Genomic DNA, 22805 nt, shown 5'->3' with positions numbered 1-22805 from the left:
CTTGCGGAGGTTGTGCGGCGTCACACCGCGGGGTTGAGGTTGAAAGAACCACACGGCCAGTGCGCAGTTGGGGCGCGGCGGGAGCCGTGTGGGCCATGTACCTGCCGCGGCAGCTTATGCGCCGAACGGCTGGCGTGCCTGCCACCAGGCAATCACTTGCGCGACGATTTCATCGATCGTGCGTTCAGAATTGTCCAGAACCAGGGCGTCGTGCGCGGGCTTCAGGGGGGCAACGCTGCGGCTGCTGTCGCGGGCGTCGCGCGCCTCAAGCTGTGCGCGAAGGTCGGCGATATTAGCCGAAACCCCGTTGGAGAGCAATTGCCTGTGGCGCCTTTCGGCCCGGCATTCGGCGCTGGCCGTCAGAAATATCTTGAGCGGCGCCTGCGGAAAAATCACCGTGCCCATGTCGCGGCCGTCAGCCACCAGGCCCGGCAGACGGCGAAAGCTGTGCTGCAGGGCCAGCAGCGCCGCACGCACGGCGGGCAGTGCGGAGACCTGCGATGCGTTCATGCCGGCCTCTTCGGTGCGGATGGCGGCAGTGACTTCGTCGTCGCCCAGCCAGACGCGCGCGCCCTCAAAGCGCACGGGCAGCTGGCGCGCCAGCTCGGCGATGCGCGGTTCGTCGGCAGGGCCGATCTGCAGGCCTGCACGGCTGGCCGCAAGGGCAGTGATGCGGTAGAGCGCCCCCGAGTCCAGGAGGTGATAGCCCAGCGCGCGCGCCACGGCCGCGGCAACGGTGCCCTTGCCCGATGCGGTAGGCCCGTCGATGCAGATTACCGGGATGCTGCCGGCCTGTGCCTGTGCCACCTGGAACAGCGCCTCGAAGTAGTCCGGGAAGGTCTTGGCCACGCATTGGGGGTCTTCGATGCGCACCGGCAGCCCGGCGGGGTTGAAGGCCGCCAGCGAGAAGCACATGGCCACGCGGTGGTCGTCGTAGGTGTGGATGCGGGCGGCGCGCCAGTCGGCGGCGCTGGCAGGCGGCGTCACGGCGATGAAGTCAAGGCCTTCTTTCACCGTGGCGCCCAGCTTGCGCAACTCGGCGGCCATGGCGGCGATGCGGTCGGTTTCCTTGACACGCCAGCTGGCGATGTTGCGCAGCACGGTGGTGCCCTGTGCGTACAGCGCCATCACCGCCAGGGTCATCGCGGCGTCGGGGATATGGTTGCAGTCCAGGTCGATGGCTTGCAGCGGCCACTGGCCGCGCGCAATGTGCAGCCAGTTGGGGCCGCCAGTGATGCGTGCGCCCATGGCCTGGGCGGCTTCGACAAAGCGAATGTCGCCCTGAATTGAGTCCAGCCCCACGCCCAGAATCTTGATGCCATCCTGGCCTGTGGCGCCCGCTGCTATTGCGCCAGCAGCTATGAAATAACTAGCAGAGGAGGCGTCCGCCTCAACGTGGATCAGCCCCGGCGACTGGAAGCTGCTGCCCGCGGGAATGGTGAAGCGCTGCCACCGCTCGTGCCGCACGGCAATGCCAAAGCGCGCCAGCAGTTCCAGGGTGATGCGGATGTAGGGTTTGGAGATCAGCTCGCCCACTACTTCGATCACCACGTCATGCTGACGGGCCGCCAACGGCAGCGCCATCAGCAGCGCGGTCAGGAACTGGCTGGACACGTCGCCGCGCACGCGGATCGGCGCTGCCAGCTGCAGCGGCGGCACGCCCGCTGCGTGGGCGATGCGCAGCGGCGGAAAGCCGTCATTGCCCAGGTAGTCGATGCGACAACCCAGTTGGCGCAAGGCATCCACCAGGTCGCCGATGGGGCGCTCGTGCATGCGCGGCACGCCCGACAGTTCGTACTCGCCACCCAGCAGCGCCAGCGCAGCGGTCAGCGGACGCATGGCCGTGCCGGCGTTACCCATGAACAGGCTGGCGGGCGAGCGTGGCCGTGCACCGTGCGGGCTGCCCAGGCCGGTGATGCGCACCGTGCCGCCGCCGGACTCCTCGACCCCGCAACCCAGCTGGCGCAGTGCGTCCAGCATCACGCGGGTGTCGTCGGAGGCCAGCAGGTCGCGCACCTCGGTGGTGCCCTGGCTCAGGGCGGCCAGCAGCAGCACGCGGTTGGAAATGCTCTTGGAGCCCGGCAGCTGCACGCTGCCCGCGGCGCCTGCCAGCGGCGGCAGGTCGAGGAACGCAGTGGAGAACATCAGTGATCCTTGTTCTTGCGGTGCGCGCCCATGCGCCAGTGCGCGCGCGTGTGGCTGGCCAGCGTGATCAGGTCTTCGAGTGCCTGGTCGCCGTCGGTTTGCATGGCGTCTTCAAAGTTTTGCAGCGCCTGCCTGAACAGGCGCGACTGGGTCAGCACCTCGCCCTGGTTGGCGCGAAGAATGTCGCGCCACATCTTGGGGTCGCTGGCGGCAATGCGGGTGAAGTCGCGAAAGCCCGGCCCGGCCATGGCCAGCATCTCGTCTGCGTGGGGTTGCGAGGTGATCGACGAGATCATGGCAAACGCCAGCAAATGGGGCAGGTGGCTGACGGCGGCAAATGTGGCGTCATGCGCGTCGGGCGACATGCGGCTCACATGGCAGCCCAGGGCGCGCCAGACTTCTTCGGCCCGTTGCAGGCAGGCGGGCAGTGTGCGCTCGGTGGGTGTCAGGATGACCTGGCGGCCGTCGTAGAGTGTGGCGTCGGCATGTTCCACCCCCGAGACTTCGCGCCCCGTGATCGGGTGCGCGGGCACAAACGAGCCGATCTGGTCGCGCAGCGCCACGCGCGCGGCCTGCACCACGTCAGACTTGGTGGAGCCTACGTCCATGACCAGCATCTGCGGCGTGACCAGGTGCTTGATGGACTTGAGCGTGGACTCGGTGGCCGCCACCGGCACGGCCACCAGCACGATGTCGGCGCCCGCCGCGGCCAGCAGCGCCGAGGGCGCCTCCACGTCGATCACGCCCAGCTGGCGCGCGCGGTCGGTGGTGGACGGCGACTTGCTGTAGCCCACCACGCGCTTGACCAGGCCTGCCTTTTTGAGCGCCAGGGCGAACGAGCCGCCCATCAGGCCGCAGCCGATCAATCCCAGTTGTTCAAACATGCCGCCCCCTTATGCCGAGACAGGGTAGGTGCCCAGCACCTTGTAGAAGGCGCACAGCTGCTGCAACTCGGCCAGCGCCGCAGCCACGTTGGGCTGGGCCGGGTGGCCTTCGAGGTCGATGTAGAAGTAGTACTCCCACTGGCCCGTACGCGCGGGACGCGACTCGAATCGCGTCATGGACACACCGTGTTTTTTCAGCGGCACCAGCAGGTCGTGCACGGCGCCGGGCCGGTTGGGTACCGAGATGATCAGGCTGGTGCAGTCCTTGCCGCTGGGCGCCGGTGTGGCCAGCGTGTGCGGCAGGCAGATCACGGCAAAGCGCGTGCGGTTGTAGGCGTCGTCCTGAATGGCGTGGGCCACGACGTGCAGGCCGTATTGCTGTGCGGCGCGCTCGCTGGCAATGCCGGCCCACTGGGGGTTCGTGGCCGCCAGGCGGGCGCCTTCGGCGTTGCTGGACACCGGGCGGCGTTCGGCATGCGGCAGGTGCTTGGATAGCCAGCCCTGGCACTGCGCCAGTGCCTGGGGATGTGCCAGCACGGCCTGGATGCCCTCGGCCGAATTGCTGGCGCGCACCAGGTTGTGGCGCACCAGCAGGCTGACTTCGCCCACCACATGGCAGGGGGTGTGCAGGAACATGTCCAGCGAGCGCGTGACCACGCCCTCGTTGGAGTTCTCCACGCCCACCACGCCGTACTGCGCGCTGCCAGCCGCCGTGGCATGGAAGACCTCGTCAAAGTTGGCGCAATACATCAGGTCGGCCGCGCCGCCAAAGTATTCGATGGCCGCCTGCTCGCAGAACGTGCCCTCGGGGCCAAGCACGGCCACGCGCTGGGGCGACTCCAGCGCCAGGCAGGCCGACATGATCTCGCGCCAGATGGCGGCGACATGGGCACTTTTCAGAGGGCCGGGGTTGGCCTTGGTGATCTTTTCGATGACCTGGGCCACGCGGTCGGGGCGGAAAAAGGGCGTGCCCTCGCGCTTTTTGAGCTCGCCCACCTGTTCGGCCACGCGGGCGCGCTGGTTGAGCAACTGCAGCAGTTGATGATCCAGCGAATCAATCTGTACGCGTAGATCGGCCAGCGCGGGGCTGGCCTGGAGAGTGGGGTTTGAGCGGTTGTCTGCCATGATTTTGATAGCTGCTCGCGCTTGTCTGTAGTGGGTTTAAGGCCGAAAACCTTAATAAATCCCTGCGAGGCAAGCGCGCAGCCCGTACTTTTTATGGGAGGCTGCCTTGCGGTGGTGTCAGGCGGCGGTGCGTTCGAAGTCCTGCATGTAGGCCACCAGCGCCTGCACACCTGCCAGCGGCATGGCGTTGTAGATGCTGGCGCGCATGCCGCCGACGGACTTGTGGCCCTTGAGCTGCAGCAGGCCACGCGCTTTGGCGCCTGCCAGGAAGGCGTCGTTGCGCGACTCGTCGGCCAGGAAGAACGGGATGTTCATGCGCGAGCGGCAGTGCGGTACCACCTTGTTCACGTAGAAAGCCGACTGGTCGATGAAGTCGTACAGCAGGCGAGCCTTGGCGATGTTGCGCTGCTCCATGGCGGCAATGCCGGTGACAGTGCCCGCGCCCTGGCCTTCGGTCTGGCGCTTGAGCCACTGGAAAGTGAGGCCCGCCATGTAAATGCCCCAGGTGGGCGGTGTGTTGTACATGGACTGGTGGTCGGCCACGACGCGGTAATCAAACGCGCTGGGACAGGCGGGCAGGGCGTGGCCCAGCAGTTCGTCGCGCACGATGACGATGGTCAGGCCCGCGGGGCCGATGTTCTTTTGCGCGCCGCCAAAGGCCAGGCCCACGCGGCTCCAGTCAACGGGGCGCGAGGCGACGTGGGAGGAAAAATCGATCACCAGCGGCGCATCGCTGCCCAGGGCCTTCAGGTCGGGCAGCTCGTGGAACTCGACGCCGTGGATGGTCTCGTTGCTGCAGATGTGCACGTAGCTGGCGCCGCGGCTCAGCTGCCAGCCGGCCGGGTCGGGAAGGGTGGTGAACTGGCTGTCCTCGCCCGATGCGGCGGTGCGCACCTCGGCGGCGTACTTCAGCGCCTCCTTGCGCGACTTCTGGCTCCAGCCGCCGGTGACCACAAAGTCCACCGTGGCCGCGCGCGAGAGGTTCAGCGGCACGATGGCGTTTTGGGCCAGGCCGCCGCCTTGCATGAACAAAATCTTGAACTCGGGCGGCACGGCCAGCAGCTCGCGCAGGTCGCTTTCGGCTTGTTCGTAGATGGCGATGAACTCCTTGCCGCGGTGGCTCATCTCCATCACGCCCATGCCGCTGCCCCGCCAGTCCAGCATCTCGGCTGCGGCCTGCTGCAGCACTTCTTCAGGAATGGCGGCCGGGCCGGCGGAGAAGTTGTAAGGGCGGTTCATGGTTTATAGGTCAAATATGTCACTAGCCCTTGCATGGCAAGCGCTGGTAGCTATTATTTCAGGAGTGATTTGTTACGCGTCGGCGGGTCGTGGTGTGTCCTCGGCGGCGTCGGAGTCGTTGCCAGCATCCACCTCGGCATCTGTACCCACATCGGCGACGTTGGCGTCGTTTTCCACGATGCGTTGCAGGCCGCTGAGCTTGGCGCCCTCGTCCAGCGCGATCAGGGTCACGCCCTGCGTGGCCCGGCCAAGCTCGCGAATCTCGGACACGCGGGTGCGCACCAGCACGCCGGTATCGGTGATCAGCATGATCTCGTCGTCGGCATGCACCAGGGTGGCGGCCACGACCTTGCCGTTGCGCTCGCTTTGCTGGATGGCGATCATGCCCTTGGTACCACGGCCGTGGCGGGTGTATTCGGTGATCCCGGTGCGCTTGCCGAAGCCGTTCTCAGTGGCGGTCAGCACGCTCTGCTGTTCGTCCTCGGCCACCAGCATCGCGATCACGCTCTGGCCTTCCTCCAGCGCCATGCCGCGTACGCCGCGCGCGTTGCGGCCCATCGGGCGCACGTCGTTTTCGTCAAAGCGCACCGCCTTGCCGCCGTCGCTGAACAGCATCACGTCGTGCGCGCCGTCGGTCAGCGCGGCGCCGATCAGGTAGTCACCCTCGTCGAGGTCAACCGCGATGATGCCGGCCTTGCGCGGGTTGCTGAACTGGTCGAGCGCGGTCTTCTTGACCGTGCCCATGCGGGTGGCCATGAAGACATAGCGGTCTGTGGGGAAACTGCGCATGTCGCCGGTGAGCGGCAGTACCACGTTGATTTTTTCGCCGTCCTGCAGCGGAAACATGTTGACGATGGGCCGCCCGCGCGAGCCGCGCGAGCCAGCCGGCACCTCCCACACCTTGAGCCAGTAAAGCCGGCCGCGATTGGAAAAGCACAGGATGTAGTCGTGCGTGTTGGCGATGAACAGCTGGTCGATCCAGTCGTCTTCCTTGGTGGCAGCCGCCTGTTTGCCACGCCCGCCGCGCTTTTGCGCACGGTACTCGGACAAGGGCTGGCTCTTGATGTAGCCAGTGTGCGACAGCGTGACCACCATGTCGGTGGGCGTGATCAAGTCCTCGGTGGACAGGTCTTGCGCGCTGTGCTCGATGGTGCTGCGCCGCGCGCCCAGCTTGGACTGGCCGAATTCCTGGCGCAATGCCGAGAGCTCATCGCCGATGATCGTGGAGACGCGCGCGGGCTTGGCCAGGATGTCCAGCAGGTCTTCGATGACCGACATGACGTCTTTGTATTCGGCCACGATCTTGTCCTGCTCCAGGCCCGTCAGGCGCTGCAGGCGCATTTGCAGGATTTCCTGGGCCTGGGTGTCCGACAGGCGGTACAGACCGCCTTCCTGCATGCCGAACTCGCGCTCCAGGCCTTCAGGGCGGTAGTCGTCGGCGCTGACCAGGCCGCCGTCGGCGCGCGTGCGCGTCAGCATCTCGCGCACCAGCTGGCTGTCCCAGGACCGAGTCATCAGCTCGGCCTTGGCAACGGGCGGGGTGGGTGCGTTGCGAATGATGCGGATGAACTCGTCGATGTTGGCCAGCGCCACGGCCAGGCCTTCCAGTACATGACCGCGTTCACGCGCCTTGCGCAGCTCGAACACCGTGCGGCGGGTCACCACTTCGCGCCGGTGCTGCAGGAAGACTTCGATCAGCTCCTTCAAATTGCACAGCTTGGGCTGGCCGTCGATCAGCGCCACCATGTTCATGCCGAAGGTGTCCTGCAGCTGCGTCTGCTTGTACAGGTTGTTGAGCACCACCTCGGGCACCTCGCCGCGCTTGAGCTCGATCACCAGGCGCATGCCGGATTTGTCCGACTCGTCCTGGATATGGCTGATACCTTCGATTTTTTTCTCGTGCACCAGCTCGGCCATGCGCTCTTGCAGCGTCTTTTTGTTGACCTGATAGGGAAGCTCATCAACGATGATGGCCTGACGCTGGCCCTTGTCGATGTCCTCGAAGTGGCACTTGGCGCGCATGATGACCCGGCCACGCCCGGTGCGGTAGCCGTCCTTGACGCCATTGATGCCGTAGATGATGCCGGCCGTGGGAAAGTCGGGCGCGGGGATGATCTCCATCAGCTCGTCGATGGTGGCTTCAGGGTTGCGCAGCAGGTGCAGGCAGGCGTCCACAACCTCGTTGAGGTTGTGCGGTGGAATATTGGTGGCCATGCCCACGGCGATGCCGGCCGAGCCGTTGACCAGCAGATTGGGCAGCTTGCTGGGCAACACCAGCGGTTCTTTCTCGCTGCCGTCGTAGTTGGGGCCGAAATCGACGGTTTCCTTGTCAATATCCGCCAGCATCTCGTGCGCAATCTTTGCCAGGCGGATTTCGGTGTATCGCATCGCTGCGGCGCTGTCCCCATCCACCGAGCCGAAGTTGCCCTGGCCATCCACCAGCATGTGGCGCAGCGAAAAGTCCTGAGCCATGCGCACGATAGTGTCGTACACCGCGCTGTCGCCGTGCGGGTGGTACTTACCAATCACATCACCGACGATACGTGCCGACTTCTTGTAGGGGCGGTTCCAGTCGTTGTTGAGCTCGTGCATGGCAAAAAGCACGCGCCTGTGCACCGGCTTGAGGCCGTCCCGGGCATCGGGCAGTGCCCGGCCCACGATTACGCTCATGGCGTAATCTAGGTAACTGCGACGCATCTCCTCTTCGAGGCTGATGGGCAGGGTTTCTTTGGCAAACTGAGTCATGACGGCAGTGAAGGGATGCGGCGAGAGTCAAGCATTCTAGGTGCAAGACCTTGTCGCGGCTAAGCAACATATCTGCGGGATTGCGCTTTTGTCCTACGGTCTGTACCGAGTCAAAGCCGCCTTTGGGTTGTTACGTATGGCACAATGATTTCAACGTTTTTGGTGATGGTCACTGACGACGTCCCCGATACGCAGCGCGGCTGCGGCTTTTTCCCCAAGAGGAGAACCATGAAGAAACTGAACAAATTGGCGATGTTGTTGGCCTCTGCCGTGCTTGCTACCTCGGCTGGTGCCCAAGTGAAGGCGGCAGACGGCGGTAAAACCGTTGATAACTGGCAAAACGGTACCAGCCAGCTGGTCTGGAAGAACGGCACGAACGAGTTGTGCTGGCGCGATGCCGGCTGGACGCCCGCCACGGCCGCTGAAGGCTGTGATGGCGCTCTTGCCAAGGTTGCTGCTGCTCCTGCTGCCGCTCCTGCGGCTCCAGCACCTGCCGCTGCCGCACCGGCAGCCGCTGCTGCACCCGCTATTGCCAGCAAGGTGACCTACGCCGCTGACGCTTTCTTCGACTTCGACAAGTCTGTTCTCAAGCCCGAAGGCAAGGCTAAGCTGGATGATCTGGTGTCCAAGGTCAAGGGCATCAATCTGGAAGTGATCATTGCAGTCGGTCACACTGACTCCGTGGGCACTGATGCCTACAACCAGAAGCTGTCGGTGCGTCGTGCTGAAGCAGTGAAGGCGTACTTGGTGTCCAAGGGCATTGAGCGCAACCGCGTTTACACTGAAGGCAAGGGCGAAAAGCAGCCTGTTGCCGACAACAAGACCAAAGAAGGTCGTGCCAAGAACCGTCGCGTGGAAATCGAAGTGGTTGGTACTCGCGCCAACTGATCGTCTGCGAATCAGAAAAAGCCCCGGTAACGGGGCTTTTTTTTTAACTGAAGTGCTCGTATCGAGATAGCAAGCAAATGACTGAGCCTCTAAACGCCGATCCGGCTGAATTAGCCAAGTTTTCAGAGTTGGCGCATCGATGGTGGGATCCTGATAGTGAATTCCGCCCCTTGCATCAAATCAATCCTTTACGACTCGACTGGATTAATCAGCTGTCTCCACTTGAGGGGCAAAAAGTCCTGGACGTAGGCTGTGGAGGCGGGATTCTTGCAGACGCCATGGCTCGCAAAGGGGCGGAAGTACTCGGCATTGATCTTGCCGCCAAGGCTTTGCGCGTTGCAAGCTTGCATGCTCTAGAGGTGCAAACCCCGCGCGTGCAGTATCGTGAAGTCAGTGTTGAAGAACTCGCACGCGAAGCTCCAGCCTCGTTTGACACGGTGACATGCATGGAAATGCTGGAGCATGTGCCGGATCCGCAATCCGTGGTGACAGCGTGTTCCCAGCTTGTCAAACCCGGTGGATGGGTGTTTTTTTCCACTATCAACCGCAATCTCAAGTCATTCGCGCTGGCCATTGTGGGGGCCGAGTACATACTAAAAATGCTGCCGCGTGGCACGCATGAGTATGCAAAATTTATACAACCGGGTGAACTCGCTTCCGCATGCCGTAACGCAGGCCTTGATGTGCTGAATGTGCGAGGAATGCAATACAACCCACTGACTGGGCGCTATTGGCTCAGTGACGATACGAGCGTGAACTACCTTTTTGCGACGCGATGCCCAGTCTCGTAAGCCCCTTTGGCAAAGTGCGTGCAGTTTTGTTTGATCTGGACGGAACCTTGATCGACAGTGCGCCGGATCTTGGTGCCGCGGCAGACAGGTTACGAACAGACCGCGGCATGGACTCAATTCCACTGCATCTTTATCGTTCTATGGCAGGCGCTGGAGCTCGCGGAATGTTGTCGGTAGCGCTCGGTATCACTCCCGAGCATCCCGACTTTGCAGTTTTGCGTGAAGAGTTCTTTGTGAACTACGAGCGCTGTCTACATGAGCGGACAAACGCTTTCGACGGCGTCCCGGAACTTTTGGAGTCCCTGGCGCATCGCGCGCTCATGTGGGGCGTAGTGACAAACAAGATATCGCGTTTTACGTCGCTCATAACGCAGCGCATGCCTCTGTTTGCCAGGGCGGGAGCGATAGTGAGCGGAGATACCACGCCGTATCCGAAACCCCATCCCGCTCCATTGCTTGAAGCCGCACGACGGATTGGCGTTGCCCCTCATCAGTGCATCTACGTGGGTGATGATGAAAGAGACATCCAGGCTGGCCGCGTTGCAGGGATGAAAACGGTTGCGGCGATGTATGGCTACTTGGGTGCGAAAGTGCCGCAAGACGGCTGGGGTGCAGATGCAATGATTTTCTCTCCCGCGGAGCTCTTGAAAATGTTGGAAGCGGACTAAAATACGAGTTCTAGGGGCTGTCCCGGTTTCGACGTGGGTTCGGGATCAGTGTGGTGCATGTCGAGCTTGAGTGATGCTCGTAAATCTCCATTCAACAAAAGTAACTGCAAACGACGAACGTTTCGCACTCGCCGCTTAAATCCGGTGAGCCTTGCAACAGCACGCTGATGGGCTGGGCAAGGGGGTAGCAATACCTCCCGGCTGCAAGGGAATTTACATCAGCTGGCTTGGTACCGGGCACCTTGGTACTTGGCGAGACTCAAGGGGGCTGGCCTTGTTTGCAGCGTGTGTCTGCGCGGCTTACATGGCGAGATTCAAATCAGAGCACTAAACATGTAGATCTGCCTGACGAAGGCTTGCGGACGCGGGTTCAATTCCCGCCAGCTCCACCATTAACCCAAACAAAGGCCACCAAGGACATACACTTGGTGGCCTTTTTCATTGGCAAATCAAGAGCTTACACAGCAAGGGCGATCAGGGCAAATATTGACAGCCAACCAGTGACTGTGGAACACATTGGGGAACAAATGCTGTTTTTGGGTGCCGTCGGGGAACAACTTCCCTAGAGAACCGGGGAGCGGCCCTACTGGGGGACATGATGATGCCCGATGCCGAAATGCCACCTGCCCGCCCGACAAGAGGCGGGAGCGCTTGACCGAGGGCGCGGGGCTGTACCTGGAGATCAGTCTGGCGGGCTCCAAGCGCTGGTTCCAGAAAATCTACCGCGACGATAAGGAAACCCGTCTGGCGCTGGGCAATTATCCGGCGGTGGGGTTGAGCGAAGCGCAGCGGGCGCGTGATGCTGCCAAGCTACAAAAGGCTGAAGGGCAAGACGTGATCCAAGCCCGTAAGCTGAGTAAGCCCAAGGCGACGAATCCTGAGCGCGACAGCTTTAAAGTGGTGGCACTGAAGTGGTACGAAAAAGCAAGAACCTCAGTGGAGCGAAGCCCATGCAGTGCAGGCAAAGCGCCAGTTTGAGCGTGACCTGTTTCCCTGGCTGGGGGATCGCCGGCTGGCCGATATTGAACCCGTGGAACTGCTGGCGACGCTGCGCAAGATCGAGGAACGTGGCGCTATTGAGACTGCCGACCGTGGCCTGATGCTGGCTAGGCAGGTGTGGCGCTACGGGGTAGCCACAGGCAGGGTGAATCGGGACATTACCGGTGACCTGAAAGGCGCGCTGTCCCCCTACCGAGGAAAGCACTTTGCCGCCATCACTGACCCCGACACGCTGGGCAAGCTGCTGCGCGCCATCAAAGGCTACAAGGGTGGCCCCGTGGTGCGGGCAGCGCTGCGGCTGGCACCCCTGCTGTTCCTGCGCCCCGGAGAACTGCGCGGCGCAAGTTGGGCAGAAATCGACCTGGAGGCAGCGCTGTGGACGATCCCTGCTGCGCGCATGAAGCGCACCAAGGACGGCAAGGAGAACGGACGGCCCCACCTTGTTCCCCGCCTACCCAGGCCGTGCATATCTGTTTGAAGTCCCCTCGAATTCCTGGGTCAGTCAGAAGTAGAAGTTGGGAAACAGTTTGACACGGTACTCGACCCGGGGGATTCGGCCAAGCATCGAGTTCACGCAAAAGGGTGGGTCAGATCGAGATGGAAATAGTTGGTTAGGTTTGCGTGGAAATCAACAGAGGCGCAATCGGCACATTCCGTGCGCGACGCAAACGGATGTGGTTGAAGCAACGAGTCGGCGCTTTTTCGGGCACGGCGAAATGCCTCATACCTTACCCAAGGAGCCACCGAAATTCTGATTCTTCTGGCTTGACTTAATAAATGTAGCTTGCTACATTTCAGTTAAGGGGGTGTTGGATGTTTGAACTCAAGGATCTACCCAGTTATGACACGCTTGCCGCCTTCGGGGCCACCTATGGCAACCGGGATGTGGACGGCCTGCATACGTGGCTGGTGTGGGCGTCGGCCACCAGCGAGATGCTGTCGGCCTTCGAGGGTAACTTGGCGCGCAATGGGGGGCTGTCGCAGTCTCAGTTCTTCGTGCTGTTGCTGCTCAAGCGTAACCCCGATGGGCTCAGCGTGGGTGCGCTGGCACAGGGAGTCACCGTTACTTCCCAGACCATGACGCGCATCATCGACCGCATGGAGGGCGCGGGCCTTTGCCAGCGCACCCCCGATCCGCAGGATCGCAGGGCTTGGCTGATCCGCCTTGCTCCGCCGGGCGATGAATTGTTGAGTCAGGCGCTGCCTGGGCATTACACCTGGGTGGCGAACCTGATGCGCCACTTCAGCGCCGAGGAACGCCAGATGCTCAAGCAACTCATGCACAAACTCCACGCTGCGGGCCTCGCATCGGAGTAGGAGGTCTATCCACGATGCTTGGCTATTCTTCGTTTTATATGTAGCTGACTGTATTTCAGTGATGAACAAAAATAACATAACCCTCTACACACCAACGATCGGACTGCGTTTGCTGCTGATTCTGTGTGCACTGGCCGTGGTCTCTCAGCTTTATCTGCCTTTGCCCATCCTGCCGCAACTGGCCCATGACCTGCGCGTGGCGCCGGGTGTGGCGGCGGGCGTGGTGAGCGCCTTCGGCCTGGCCTATGCCGCAGGATTCATGGTTTTCGGCCCGTTGTCGGATCGGCTGGGTCGGCGTCGCGTCATGGTCTGGGGACTGGCCGCGCTAGCCCTGGTCTCCGGGACGATCGCCTGGACGGACTCTGCGCCGATGCTGATCGCCGGGCGTGCGCTGCAAGGCTTTATTGCCGCCGCGTTTCCTCCCGTCGTAATCGCGTATCTGGCCGAACGCGGAACCACCCGCCAGCGCACCTGGAGTGTGGCTTGGATCAGCACGGCCTTTCTGTCCGCCGGGCTGCTGGGGCAGATCTATGGCGGCACAGTAGCGGGTCGATGGGGCCTGGGCGTGGCCATGCTGCCGTTTGCGCTGGTGTATGCCTGCACGGCCTTGGCGTTGTCCATGACGCCCGCCGACACACGCCAGGCGTCCGGCCCATCGTCCTGGCTGGCCGGCTACCGGCCCTTGGGCCGCCTGCTGGCGGATGCACGCCTGCGGCGCGTCTATGGGCCGGCAGTGTTGCTGCTCATGTGCTTTGTGACGTTCTACCTGGCCTTGGATATCCATGCCGGCGCTGCACTCCACGCAGAAGGCATCACGTCCCTGACGGCGCGGGCTGTGGCACTGCCGGCCTTCCTGGCGCCGCTGGCCGTTGCCGTGGTGATGTCCCGCGTTGGCGCGCAGCGCATGGTCATGGTTGGTTTGTGCACCGCCACGGCGGGACTGGCCCTGTGCGCCTGGGCAGGCACCGACCATCTGCACGGCCTGCTCGGGGCAAGTGTGTTGTTTGTTGCGGGCGTCGGTATCAGCGTGCCCAGTTTCATCGCCCGTGTTGCGGGACTAGCGGATGCGCCTGCGCGAGGCCTTGCGGTGGCGCTTTACACATTCGTGCTGTTCGTCGGCGCCAGCCTGGGCCCCTTGCTTGGGCAAATCACAGCGCAATGGCCGTTGCCGTACACCTTGTCGCTGCTGGCCGCGCTATTGGGCATGGGTGCCCTCTACGTATTCACGGGACGCAATGCCGCTGTGTCCGCAATGAACCCGGCGTGAGAGGCGATGCTGCCTTGCCAATGGAGTCTGTTCAACCACCTTACCAGGAGATTCAACATGAGAGGTCTTCATCGCTCTTTTGCCATTTGCATGGCCGTTGCAAGTGTCTCTGGGGCGCTCGTCGCGTATGCCCAGACTGAACGTTCATCCACCGCGCCTGCTGCTCCCTCCATCACTTCCCGGAAAGGAACTACCATGCCCCCGCAAAATGCAAGCGACTTGCTGTCCGCATTGATTCCAGCCTCCTGCCAACTGGTCAGCCAGCGCAGCGTGGTCGTGGACGGGGAGTCGGCGCAGCTGACGCGCTACGAGCGCAAAGATGGTCGCAATGCCGGCCTGGAAGGTGAACACTTCAGCACCGTGGTGGCGGCGGACGGCACGCTCAAGGGCTTTGCCAATATCTCCCTGGATCTGGCGGGTAAGCCGCTGCCGTCGCGTGAGCGGACCGAAACCATTGCACGCGCCTTCCTGCAAAGCCATGCACCCGAGCTGCTGCCACGCATGCAGATCAGTTGGATCGAGCCGCACGACGAACCCATCCGTGTCCAGCGCGACGGACGCAGTGAAACCGTGACGCTGACGGGCATGAAGGTCAAAGCGCGCAATCTGGCCGATGGCCGGTGGTTCTGGGTCATCGTGGGTAGCGACGAACGTCCGATGGTCTTCGAGCGCGACATCGTGTGGATCACCTTCCCCGGTCACCGCAAGACCGAGAAGTGGTTGCACGACAGTTGGCTCAAGGCGCAGCCGGCCCAGACGGCCAGGCAGGTGTAGCAGCAGACATCCGCGATCTTGGGTCAGGCGTACGGCGCGCTCGCCCAGTGGCGGGGAGAACTTCGGGGACTTGTTCATGGCTCCATCTGCTCAAGAGTTGGAGCCTCCTCGAAACCGAGGCGGATCCAATTCGGCTGGATGATCCGCTGCCGTCATGGCGCAGCTGGGTTTCAGGCATCATGAGCGTCTTATCAGTCAAAGCCCATGCAACAAGACATTCTCATCAACTGGTCGCCCCATGAAGCGCGCGTGGCGGTGGTCGAAAACGGGGCTGTGCAAGAGCTTCACGTAGAGCGCACGCTGGAGCGCGGCCTGGTGGGCAACGTTTATCTGGGCAAGGTCTCGCGTGTGTTGCCCGGCATGCAGTCGGCCTTCATTGACATTGGTCTGGAGCGCGCGGCCTTTTTGCATGTAGCGGACGTCTGGCACCGTCAGGAAGGCGGCGAGGCGCCCATGTTTGCCCGCAAGGACGAACCGCCCGTGCCGATTGAAAAGCAGGTGTTTGAAGGCCAGGCGCTGATGGTGCAAGTCATCAAGGATCCGATTGGCACCAAGGGCGCGCGTCTGTCCACGCAGATCAGCATTGCCGGACGGTTGCTGGTGTTCTTGCCGCAGGACGACCATGTGGGCGTATCGCAAAAGATTCCGCAGCATGAGCGCGAGGCGCTGCGCGCGCGCCTGCAGGCGCTGGTCGGCAGCAAAGAAGCTGGGGGTGGCGGCGGTTTCATCCTGCGCACCAATGGTGAGGACGCCACCGATGCCGAGCTGGCCGAGGACATCGCCTACCTGCGCAAGACCTGGGCGCGTGTCAAGGAGGCCGCGCAGCGCCAGCCGCCCATGTCGCTGCTGCTGCAAGACCTGAGCCTGCTGCAGCGCGTGTTGCGCGACATGGTGGGAGAGGACACGCAAAGCATCCGCATCGATTCGCGCGAGCAGTTCATGGCGCTGCAGGCGTTTGGCAACGAGTTCATGCCGGCGGCGTCGGCCAAGCTGCAGCTGTACAAGGGCGAGCGGCCCATCTTCGACCTGTACGCCATCGACGAAGAGATAGCCCGCGCGCTGGGGCGGCGGGTGGACCTGAAGTCTGGCGGCTACCTGATCGTGGACCAGACCGAGGCGCTCACCACCATCGACGTGAACACCGGCGGCTACGTGGGCGCGCGCAATTTTGACGACACCATCTTCAAGACCAACCTGGAGGCGGCCGGCGCCATTGCGCGCCAGCTGCGGCTGCGTAACCTGGGCGGCATCGTCATCGTGGACTTTATCGACATGGTGCGCGAAGACCACCAGGCGGCTGTGCTGGCTGAATTCAAAAAGCAGCTGGCGCGCGACCGGGTCAAAACCATGGTGGGCGGCTTTTCGCAGCTGGGTCTGGTGGAGATGACGCGCAAGCGCACGCGCGAGTCGCTGGCCCACATGCTGTGCGAGCCATGCCCCACCTGCCGTGGCGCGGGCCAGGTGAAGACGGCGCGCAGCGTGTGCTACGACATCCTGCGCGAGGTGCTGCGTGAGGCGCGCCAGTTCAACCCGCGCGAGTTTCGCGTGGTGGCGTCGCCGCGGGTGGTGGAGCTGTTTTTGGACGAGGAAAGCCAGCACCTGGCAGGCCTGTCGGATTTCATCGGCAAGCCGATCTCGCTGCAGGCTGAGAGCGCCATGGGCCAGGAGCAGTACGACATTGTTTTGCTGTGAGGTTCAGGCGGGCTCATCCTGCCTCAATCGCCACACATAAGTGACTGTCGTGAAAGGAGATTTCGTCAGGCGAGCATTCTTGTCGTGTCTTGTGGTCCCATCCTTTCGCAACACTATTGGGTAGCTGCGTGGGTAGCTAGCCGGTGCGCTGGACCCGGCTTCTGCGTAGCGCCCAGGAGCATTGAGTATGGCGACCAAGAATGGACTGTTATCCGACCTGCAGTTGAAGCAGTGGGCCAAGGCGGGCAAATCTCTGGCAAAAAGTGACGGCAACGGCTTGACGTTCACGCTGTCCGCCGCGGGCAAGGCGGTATGGGTGCTGCGGTATCGGTTTGGTACGCGGCGGTTTGAACTGACCCTCGGCCCCTATCCCGATCTTGGCTTGGCGGAGGCCCGAGCCATGGCGACAGTAAAGCGGGCTGACATTCTTCGAGGCGTCAACCCGGTCGCCGAGAAGCACAAAGCCAAGGTTGTCCTTGCAAGGGACTGGACGCTGCGCAATCTCATTCAGGACTATCGGCTCAAAAAACTGGCCGCTCTAGGCAGCAGCACGCAACGCAGCTACGGCCGCCATCTCAAGCTGTTGGATCGACGCCTTGGAACGTTGAACGTTCGCGAAGCCGAAGCCGGCGATATCGTCGCTCTCATCGAGGAAAGCAAACTGACCTGGGTGGAGTCAAACATGTTGCTCGTGGCGACAAAGAGCGTGTTCACCCATGCTTGCGGAAAGCGACTGCTTGATGCCAACCCCTGCAAGGGGATCATGTTGGCAGCCCTTCTGGGGCCGCGGCCTCCGATTAGGAAGCGCTTGATGCTAACCCGGGAGGAACTGCATCTTCTGTTTAATGCCAAGATGCGACGCGTCAACGCCCTGGCGATGAAAATCTTGCTGGCCTGTGGTGTGAGGAGTGCTGAGTTTTACATGGCAAAGTGGGAGAACGTCCACCTGGATGAAGTTCGCTGGCATGTGCCGGAGAGCAAGACCGGGCCTGCCATGGATATCCCATTGGTTCCTACGGTCGTCGGTTGGTTTGAGGAATTGCGTGTGATGGCCGGATCTTCCGCGTACGTGATGCCAGCGAGAAAGCAGGCGCGCGTGCGTCGCCAGAACGGCGACACTCATGTTTCGAAGGACACCATACGCGAGGCAATCGATTACTGGATCAATCAATACGAGCCAGACGTTCGTCGGTTCACCCCGCATGATTTCCGCAGCACGATGAAGTCGCATATGCGTGCACTTGGTGTTCAACGGGACATTTCGGAGATGTGCCTAAACCACAAGTTGACGGGGGTCGAAGGCATCTATGACCAGTACACCTACTACGAAGAGCGCCGAGAAGCGCTCCATATCTGGACGGACTTTCTCGTTGGGTGCGAACGGTCATTGTCTCCGCCGGCGATTTTGGGTTCTTCGCGAAGCGTCGTAAGGCGGGAGCGGTCTCCCAGGACTGCGGCGTGCCCCTGTTGAGAATTTCGATGCTTGCAAGTCTGGGTCGCGCTCGCGCCTGCCCTTGTGCCTCGATTTGTCTGCGCATGGGTAGTGCCCCCGAAGAATGGACTTCTTAGCTCATGACCACAGTGCTGGAAGGGAGCGAAGAAATGGTCGGCAAGCAAGTGCGTGGCAAGTACACGCAGGAGTACAAAGCGGAGGCGGTTCGGCAGGCTGAGGCCAGCCAATCGCTGGCAGTGCTGTGCTGGTCGAACTCAAGGCACTGCGCCCGCACGGCATGGCCGGCGCGTGGGCCGATCTGGTCGAGCAAGGCGGCGGCGAGGGGGCGGTGTGGGCATGAAGTACTCGCGCTGGCTGATCGAGCATCTGCTGCAGGCCGAAGGCACGGACCGTGCGATGCGCTCGGTCAGCCATTAGATGCACGCAGCGACCAATCCCATCTCCAAAGTTACGGGGTACTGGTTTCTTTGGCGACTTCTTTTGCGGCATCTTTGCAGGCCTTGACTTCGGCCTCATAACGCGCCTTGCGCAATTGGTTCAGGTACGGCGTCGTCTGTGCGCGCGGGCCATGGTCGAGCTGCAATACGAGTTTCTTGGGAGGACAGACCTTTTCTTGGTCTGGTGCGGCACTGGCCGAGAGACTGAAGCCAAGGGTCGTGGCGCCAACGAGAGCGATGAGCAAGTATTTCATGATGAACTCCTTGGATAGAAAAACCGAACGTGTGATTCAGCGATCCTCGGCCTCCCCGGTAATCCGCTGCAACCCCAACTGGCCATCAACCTTGGGAGTTGAGACGCAGACGCGCGTCGCGTTCTTCAGGGGACTCGCTCCGCAGTTCGTTGATTACTTGCTCACGTGTCTTGCCAGGACTTGCATCGGGTGTGCGCATCGGGAAGTTGCTTTGGCCGTAAGAGTGTCGTCCTTGCTGCATAGCAGCCTTGGTTTCTGCAATGACCTGCTCTCGCGTTTTCTCACTCTTGAAGTGTTCCGGGTGAACGATTACGCCCTTTTCATTGTTGGCAGGATGTTCGTATGCGGCCGAAGCTATCCCTGGAAGGCCCAGGGTAACCACTGCGGCCGCGGCGGCAATCATGGAAGAAAGGGAGAGGCGTTGTTGGATCATGGTTGAAGCTCCTAGCGATGGTGAATAAAACTTGCATCTCTCATGCCTTGCTTGGGCGTTGAGGAGATGTGTTCATCGTAGGGAGCGCACCCCAACAGAATCTAGACAGCCCGATGACATTTTTATCAGGGAGCGGCGCGAGCTGGAGCGCAAGTTGGTGGACCTGCGCGGGGGACAAACGCGGAGGACGGAGGATCTACCACACGGGTAGACAGAAGTCGCCAGTGGATCGGCGCGAGCCTGTCAGAGGTCGTGACGGAACTGCGCAACCGCGGTGTGCAGGACATCTTCATTGCCTGTGTCGATGGGCTCAAGGGCTTCCCCGAGGCCATCGAGGCGGTGTTCCCCAAGACGGTGGTGCAGCTGTGCATCGTGCACATGGTGCGCCACAGCCTGAACTACGTGTCGTGGAAACGCAGGAAGGAAGTGGCCGCTGACCTGCGTCGCATTTACGCCGCCGCCACCTTGGATGAGGCCGAACTGATGCTCGGGGAGTTTGAAGAAAAATGGGACCAGGAGTACCTGCCCATTGGCCAGTCTTGGCGCAGGAACTGGGGGCGGCTGACCCCATTCTTTGATTACCCGCCCGACATCCGCAAGGTCATCTACACCACCAATGCCATCGAGTCGGTGAACATGGGGCTGAGGAAGCTGACCAAGAACCGGGGCTCATTCCCCAGCGATGAGGCGCTGACCAAGCTGTTCTACCTGGCCCTGCGCAACATCAGTCAGAAGTGGACCATGCCGATTCGGGATTGGAAGGCTGCGCTGACCCGCTTTACCATTCAGTTCGGAGACCGCATCTCCGTCAACTGAAGTCCGAACCGTTTACACAAAAATTCGGACACGCCCAGAGATTTTGTGTCACGGCAACAGCCCGGGTGCAATTGAGCAGCCCTGGCTTTCGCGCATCCTCCAGCGATGTCGCTCCAGCGAGCTATCGCAATCGATGGATAGGCGGTTGTGGGTCCGCAGGCGGGCAAACAAGTGCAGCGATGATGGGGCAGGGAGACGCCTGCCCCGCCTCCTCGCACCGCGCGAGCATGTCACGCAGTGCACCTCGCATGCGTTCCAGATCCCCGACCTTCTCATCGATCTGCTCAAGGCGTCGCCGCGTCACCGTCTGGATGGCCCGGCGATTCCGTCCGTCCTCAAGGTCCAGCAGCGATCCCACCTCATCCAACGAGAAGCCCAGGCTCTGCGCCCGCTTGATGAAGCCGATCCGCTGGATCATCGAAGCGGGGTAGCGCCGGAAGCTGCCGGCGTTCTTCGGGATCGGCAACAGGCCGCGTCCCTGGTAGTAGCGGATTGTCTCCACGCCGACGCCAGCGACCTTCGCCAGCCTGCCAACCGTCATCCAATCACCCAAACCTTCGTTCATCGAGCGATCCACTGTCTATTCACGAGCAACACAGAATAACGCAGTACCGCGTAGTTGACCCTTGCCTCCATTTGATCCAAATCAATTTCCCGCAGCTCAGTTGGGAATAGGATCACAGGTGTCAATGGGTCAATAGGCCGCACATGCGCACACTTCTCAACCACCGCAGGATTCGCGCCATCGCGTGGATGGTGCTCGGGGTATGGCTGTTTGCGCTCGGGGCCGGGGTGGCCAATGCCTGCCTTCTGGAGTCTCCGCAGCAACATCGGCATGCTGTCGGGTATGAGCATGTCCCATCGTCCGGGCATGGAAATCATGAAGGCCTCAATGGTGAGCACGAAGAAGGTTCCCACGACCCGTCGAAGGCCCCGTGCCTGAAGCTCTGCGGCGACGTCAACCAGTCCGCCATTCAGAAAGCACCAACCTTCGCGTTCGACCTCGTCGGTTTGGCGCCTCCCGCCTATGGAGACCAGCTGCTGGCTCCGACGTTGGCTCTGCGAGCCATCCCATCGAGGGGTCACCAGCGACCACCTCCCAAGCGGCCGTCGTGGCTGCTGTTCGAGCGTCTCGCGCTGTAGCGCCTCCTTTGAGTTGCCGTGTCGGTCACACCCGGCGCACAACTCATAAGCCTTGACTCTGTACCCGACTACGGAGTTTTCATAGGGCTTTGTCCGCTTGCGGCGACATCGGTTTCGCCCCAATGGCAGGCACCCGCGGCTAAAGGAGAGAGAAATGAAATTCACGCATTCGATCGCGGCCATCGTTGGCGCCGCACTGGTCACCTTGTCTGCGTTCGCGTAGGACAACCATCAGGCCCATCACCCCGCAGGTGCGAGTCCGACCGCGGCCGAGACGCCAAGGGCGCCGACCACCGAGGGCATGGATGCGCAACTGAAGTCGATGCAGGCCATGCACGAACGGATGGTGGCTGCGAAGACGCCTGCGCAGCGCAAGGCGCTCATGGCCGAACACATGCAGGCCATGCGGGCTGGCATGGCGATGATGGGCGCAATGAAGGATGGAGCCGAGTCGGCGCCGACAGCTGAGCGGCAGCAAATGCTCGAAATGCGCATGGACATGTGCCAGTCCATGATGCAGATGATGATGGACCGGATGCCTGAGCCGGCGAAGTGAGGAGGACGACCATGACAACTTCTCACCGCACCGGTCCAAGGTTTTCGCGCTCGCGATGGTTCCTGGGCTTTCTGGTCTTCCTGGCCGTGAGCATCTACATGCTGCTGACGGAACACCGCGGGCACTACCTGGCCGCGCTGCCACTGGTCCTCCTGGCGACTTGCGTCATCGCTCATGTGCTGATGCATCGCCATGCCGTACCAGGCGACGGTAGCAAGGCGAATCCACCGTACCCGGGAGAGCGCAAATGAACCACGATGCGCCCGCTTATGGGCTTTGGCTGCTCGTCCTCGTGAACTCGGCGGTCTTCATCATGTTCGCCTTCAGCTTCTTCAAACCGCAGACCTCGCGCGACTGGAGAACCTTCGGGACATTCGCAGCGTTCATTGTTGCCTTGTTCGTCGAGATGTACGGCTTTCCGCTGACGCTGTACGTGCTGTCCGGCTGGCTTCAGACCAAGTATCCCAGTCTGGACTTGCTGTCGCACAACAGCGGCCATCTCTGGTCGACCCTGCTGGGCGAGAGCGGCGACCCTCACTTCAGCCCGCTTCATATCGCGAGCTACATCTTCATCGGGGGCGGCTTCTGGCTTCTGTCGAGCGCCTGGACGGTGCTCTACCACGCGCAACGGCACGCCCAACTTGCCGTGAGCGGCCCATACGCCAGGATTCGGCACCCGCAGTATGTGGCCTTCGTGGCGATCCTTTTCGGCTTTCTGCTGCAGTGGCCGACGCTGTTGACGCTGCTGATGTTCCCCTTCCTCGTCGTGATGTATTCGAGGCTGGCTGTCAACGAGGAGAAGGACATGCGCAAGCAGTTCGGCGCCGAGTTCGACGCCTATGCCGCGCGCACGCCGGGCTTCCTTCCCTCCCTCTCGGACACGCGCCAGCGAGGCTGACATGAAGAAGACCCGCTGGCGTCAGCGCATCAATCGACCGTACCTGGCTGCAGCCTACGGACAAGGCGATGGCTGCGGCTCCCGCTCGGATGCGGACATGAGCGCCGCGCCCCGCCGGGCGTCGACACACGCAATGCTGATCGCCTGCGACCAGACCTAAGGCTACGCTGAACAAGCCGTCGAAAATTTCCGCGCAAACCTGGATGACGCAGTTTTTTGGACTTTTATGCCTCTCGCGCGGCCCATTTGGGCAGTTCGCGGGGCGCTGAGGCCCGATTTCC

Annotated in this window: 23 protein-coding genes, 1 other RNA gene and 2 pseudogenes; 18 read left to right on the top strand and 8 right to left on the bottom strand. The window is 62.0% G+C overall.

The genetic code is table 11. The features are described 5' to 3' along the window. Positions 1-114 precede the first annotated feature (114 nt). The 5 genes from AB7E35_RS10565 to gyrA form a co-directional block, all read right to left on the bottom strand. Complete coding sequence (locus AB7E35_RS10565) at positions 115-2145, bottom strand: bifunctional 3-phosphoshikimate 1-carboxyvinyltransferase/cytidylate kinase (protein WP_428167517.1); 2031 nt, start codon at positions 2143-2145, stop codon at positions 115-117. Further along, entirely contained in the window at positions 2145-3029 is an 885-nt protein-coding gene (locus AB7E35_RS10560) for a prephenate dehydrogenase (RefSeq protein ID WP_428163505.1), read from the bottom strand. The genes AB7E35_RS10565 and AB7E35_RS10560 overlap by 1 nt, the downstream gene beginning before the upstream one ends. Before the next feature lie 9 nt (positions 3030-3038). Continuing rightward, entirely contained in the window at positions 3039-4154 is a 1116-nt protein-coding gene (pheA, locus tag AB7E35_RS10555; RefSeq protein WP_428163504.1) for a prephenate dehydratase, read from the bottom strand. A gap of 117 nt (positions 4155-4271) precedes the next feature. After that, positions 4272-5393, bottom strand: coding sequence for a 3-phosphoserine/phosphohydroxythreonine transaminase (serC, locus tag AB7E35_RS10550; protein ID WP_428163503.1), 1122 nt, complete (start codon positions 5391-5393; stop codon positions 4272-4274). A 72-nt stretch (positions 5394-5465) separates the two neighbouring features. Beyond that, positions 5466-8138: a DNA gyrase subunit A gene (gene gyrA, locus AB7E35_RS10545; protein ID WP_428163502.1), complete on the bottom strand. Its 2673-nt coding sequence runs from the start codon at positions 8136-8138 to the stop codon at positions 5466-5468. Between the two features lie 228 nt (positions 8139-8366). On the opposite strand from gyrA, the gene ompA reads away from it, so the two are divergent. The 12 genes and pseudogenes from ompA to AB7E35_RS10485 all read left to right on the top strand — a co-directional run. Beyond that, positions 8367-9026, top strand: coding sequence for an outer membrane protein OmpA (gene ompA / locus AB7E35_RS10540; protein ID WP_428163501.1), 660 nt, complete (start codon positions 8367-8369; stop codon positions 9024-9026). A 77-nt stretch (positions 9027-9103) separates the two neighbouring features. After that, a complete protein-coding gene (ubiG, locus tag AB7E35_RS10535) occupies positions 9104-9817 on the top strand; it encodes a bifunctional 2-polyprenyl-6-hydroxyphenol methylase/3-demethylubiquinol 3-O-methyltransferase UbiG (protein ID WP_428163500.1) in 714 nt (237 codons plus the stop codon). Further along, entirely contained in the window at positions 9802-10485 is a 684-nt protein-coding gene (locus AB7E35_RS10530; RefSeq protein ID WP_428163499.1) for an HAD family hydrolase, read from the top strand. The genes ubiG and AB7E35_RS10530 overlap by 16 nt, the downstream gene beginning before the upstream one ends. 13 nt (positions 10486-10498) lie before the next feature. Beyond that, positions 10499-10877, top strand: a transfer-messenger RNA (tmRNA) gene (ssrA, locus tag AB7E35_RS10525). 259 nt (positions 10878-11136) lie between these two features. Then, the gene (locus AB7E35_RS10520; RefSeq protein WP_428163498.1) at positions 11137-11463 is read left to right on the top strand and encodes an Arm DNA-binding domain-containing protein; all 327 of its coding nucleotides are present in this window, start codon (positions 11137-11139) and stop codon (positions 11461-11463) included. Continuing rightward, entirely contained in the window at positions 11441-11962 is a 522-nt protein-coding gene (locus tag AB7E35_RS10515) for a tyrosine-type recombinase/integrase (RefSeq protein WP_428167516.1), read from the top strand. Before AB7E35_RS10520 ends, AB7E35_RS10515 begins: the two co-directional genes overlap by 23 nt. 335 nt (positions 11963-12297) lie before the next feature. After that, complete coding sequence (locus AB7E35_RS10510; protein ID WP_428163496.1) at positions 12298-12801, top strand: MarR family winged helix-turn-helix transcriptional regulator; 504 nt, start codon at positions 12298-12300, stop codon at positions 12799-12801. A 61-nt stretch (positions 12802-12862) separates the two neighbouring features. After that, on the top strand, positions 12863-14068 hold the full coding sequence (locus AB7E35_RS10505; RefSeq protein ID WP_428167515.1) for an MFS transporter: 1206 nt from the start codon (positions 12863-12865) through the stop codon (positions 14066-14068). 195 nt (positions 14069-14263) lie between these two features. Then, positions 14264-14842, top strand: coding sequence for a hypothetical protein (locus tag AB7E35_RS10500; RefSeq protein WP_428163494.1), 579 nt, complete (start codon positions 14264-14266; stop codon positions 14840-14842). Between the two features lie 204 nt (positions 14843-15046). Next, positions 15047-16534 carry a ribonuclease G gene (gene rng / locus AB7E35_RS10495; protein ID WP_428167514.1) on the top strand — a complete coding sequence of 496 codons (1488 nt, stop codon included), beginning with the start codon at positions 15047-15049 and terminating at the stop codon, positions 16532-16534. Positions 16535-16721: 187 nt separating this feature from the next. Next, complete coding sequence (locus AB7E35_RS10490; protein WP_287952974.1) at positions 16722-18005, top strand: tyrosine-type recombinase/integrase; 1284 nt, start codon at positions 16722-16724, stop codon at positions 18003-18005. Between the two features lie 259 nt (positions 18006-18264). Then, positions 18265-18401: pseudogene (locus tag AB7E35_RS10485) on the top strand (AAA family ATPase); the annotation flags it as partial. Positions 18402-18435: 34 nt separating this feature from the next. Here the strand turns inward: AB7E35_RS10485 and AB7E35_RS10480 are convergent. Together AB7E35_RS10480 and AB7E35_RS10475 are read right to left on the bottom strand one after the other, a co-directional pair. Continuing rightward, a complete protein-coding gene (locus AB7E35_RS10480) occupies positions 18436-18678 on the bottom strand; it encodes a hypothetical protein (RefSeq protein ID WP_220637467.1) in 243 nt (80 codons plus the stop codon). 85 nt (positions 18679-18763) lie between these two features. Beyond that, the gene (locus tag AB7E35_RS10475; RefSeq protein WP_404302283.1) at positions 18764-19111 is read right to left on the bottom strand and encodes a DUF4148 domain-containing protein; all 348 of its coding nucleotides are present in this window, start codon (positions 19109-19111) and stop codon (positions 18764-18766) included. A 246-nt stretch (positions 19112-19357) separates the two neighbouring features. Between AB7E35_RS10475 and AB7E35_RS10470 the strand changes: the two are divergent. Then, a pseudogene (locus AB7E35_RS10470) lies at positions 19358-19927 on the top strand (IS256 family transposase); the annotation flags it as partial. A gap of 121 nt (positions 19928-20048) precedes the next feature. Here the strand turns inward: AB7E35_RS10470 and AB7E35_RS10465 are convergent. Continuing rightward, on the bottom strand, positions 20049-20492 hold the full coding sequence (locus AB7E35_RS10465; protein ID WP_428167513.1) for a MerR family transcriptional regulator: 444 nt from the start codon (positions 20490-20492) through the stop codon (positions 20049-20051). A 143-nt stretch (positions 20493-20635) separates the two neighbouring features. On the opposite strand from AB7E35_RS10465, the gene AB7E35_RS10460 reads away from it, so the two are divergent. The 5 genes from AB7E35_RS10460 (at position 20636) to AB7E35_RS10440 (ending at position 22684) form a co-directional block, all read left to right on the top strand. Then, positions 20636-21070: a hypothetical protein gene (locus tag AB7E35_RS10460; protein WP_155714379.1), complete on the top strand. Its 435-nt coding sequence runs from the start codon at positions 20636-20638 to the stop codon at positions 21068-21070. Between the two features lie 301 nt (positions 21071-21371). Further along, a complete protein-coding gene (locus AB7E35_RS10455) occupies positions 21372-21626 on the top strand; it encodes a hypothetical protein (RefSeq protein ID WP_003121532.1) in 255 nt (84 codons plus the stop codon). A gap of 11 nt (positions 21627-21637) precedes the next feature. Then, positions 21638-21877 carry a DUF2933 domain-containing protein gene (locus tag AB7E35_RS10450; protein WP_003090237.1) on the top strand — a complete coding sequence of 80 codons (240 nt, stop codon included), beginning with the start codon at positions 21638-21640 and terminating at the stop codon, positions 21875-21877. Continuing rightward, complete coding sequence (locus AB7E35_RS10445) at positions 21874-22524, top strand: methyltransferase family protein (protein ID WP_428167512.1); 651 nt, start codon at positions 21874-21876, stop codon at positions 22522-22524. The genes AB7E35_RS10450 and AB7E35_RS10445 overlap by 4 nt, the downstream gene beginning before the upstream one ends. 1 nt (position 22525) lies before the next feature. Continuing rightward, on the top strand, positions 22526-22684 hold the full coding sequence (locus AB7E35_RS10440) for a hypothetical protein (RefSeq protein WP_010791738.1): 159 nt from the start codon (positions 22526-22528) through the stop codon (positions 22682-22684). The last annotated feature ends 121 nt before the right edge of the window (positions 22685-22805 follow it).

Origin of the sequence: Diaphorobacter sp., assembly GCF_050251835.1 — a bacterium.
GTDB lineage: Bacteria > Pseudomonadota > Gammaproteobacteria > Burkholderiales > Burkholderiaceae_C > JBFXIE01.
The sequence above is the reverse complement of the archived record's forward strand: the minus strand, read 5'-3'. Positions and strand labels throughout refer to the sequence as shown.

Coding starts and splice junctions, on each gene's coding strand:
- AB7E35_RS10565 (WP_428167517.1), bottom strand. CDS start 2,145: ATGTTCTCCACTGCGTTCCTCGACCTGCCGCCGCTGGCAGGCGCCGCG.
- AB7E35_RS10560 (WP_428163505.1), bottom strand. CDS start 3,029: ATGTTTGAACAACTGGGATTGATCGGCTGCGGCCTGATGGGCGGCTCG.
- pheA (WP_428163504.1), bottom strand. CDS start 4,154: ATGGCAGACAACCGCTCAAACCCCACTCTCCAGGCCAGCCCCGCGCTG.
- serC (WP_428163503.1), bottom strand. CDS start 5,393: ATGAACCGCCCTTACAACTTCTCCGCCGGCCCGGCCGCCATTCCTGAA.
- gyrA (WP_428163502.1), bottom strand. CDS start 8,138: ATGACTCAGTTTGCCAAAGAAACCCTGCCCATCAGCCTCGAAGAGGAG.
- ompA (WP_428163501.1), top strand. CDS start 8,367: ATGAAGAAACTGAACAAATTGGCGATGTTGTTGGCCTCTGCCGTGCTT.
- ubiG (WP_428163500.1), top strand. CDS start 9,104: ATGACTGAGCCTCTAAACGCCGATCCGGCTGAATTAGCCAAGTTTTCA.
- AB7E35_RS10530 (WP_428163499.1), top strand. CDS start 9,802: ATGCCCAGTCTCGTAAGCCCCTTTGGCAAAGTGCGTGCAGTTTTGTTT.
- AB7E35_RS10510 (WP_428163496.1), top strand. CDS start 12,298: ATGTTTGAACTCAAGGATCTACCCAGTTATGACACGCTTGCCGCCTTC.
- AB7E35_RS10505 (WP_428167515.1), top strand. CDS start 12,863: ATGAACAAAAATAACATAACCCTCTACACACCAACGATCGGACTGCGT.
- AB7E35_RS10500 (WP_428163494.1), top strand. CDS start 14,264: ATGCCCCCGCAAAATGCAAGCGACTTGCTGTCCGCATTGATTCCAGCC.
- rng (WP_428167514.1), top strand. CDS start 15,047: ATGCAACAAGACATTCTCATCAACTGGTCGCCCCATGAAGCGCGCGTG.
- AB7E35_RS10490 (WP_287952974.1), top strand. CDS start 16,722: ATGGCGACCAAGAATGGACTGTTATCCGACCTGCAGTTGAAGCAGTGG.
- AB7E35_RS10480 (WP_220637467.1), bottom strand. CDS start 18,678: ATGAAATACTTGCTCATCGCTCTCGTTGGCGCCACGACCCTTGGCTTC.
- AB7E35_RS10475 (WP_404302283.1), bottom strand. CDS start 19,111: ATGATCCAACAACGCCTCTCCCTTTCTTCCATGATTGCCGCCGCGGCC.
- AB7E35_RS10465 (WP_428167513.1), bottom strand. CDS start 20,492: ATGAACGAAGGTTTGGGTGATTGGATGACGGTTGGCAGGCTGGCGAAG.
- AB7E35_RS10460 (WP_155714379.1), top strand. CDS start 20,636: ATGCGCACACTTCTCAACCACCGCAGGATTCGCGCCATCGCGTGGATG.
- AB7E35_RS10455 (WP_003121532.1), top strand. CDS start 21,372: ATGGATGCGCAACTGAAGTCGATGCAGGCCATGCACGAACGGATGGTG.
- AB7E35_RS10450 (WP_003090237.1), top strand. CDS start 21,638: ATGACAACTTCTCACCGCACCGGTCCAAGGTTTTCGCGCTCGCGATGG.
- AB7E35_RS10445 (WP_428167512.1), top strand. CDS start 21,874: ATGAACCACGATGCGCCCGCTTATGGGCTTTGGCTGCTCGTCCTCGTG.
- AB7E35_RS10440 (WP_010791738.1), top strand. CDS start 22,526: ATGAAGAAGACCCGCTGGCGTCAGCGCATCAATCGACCGTACCTGGCT.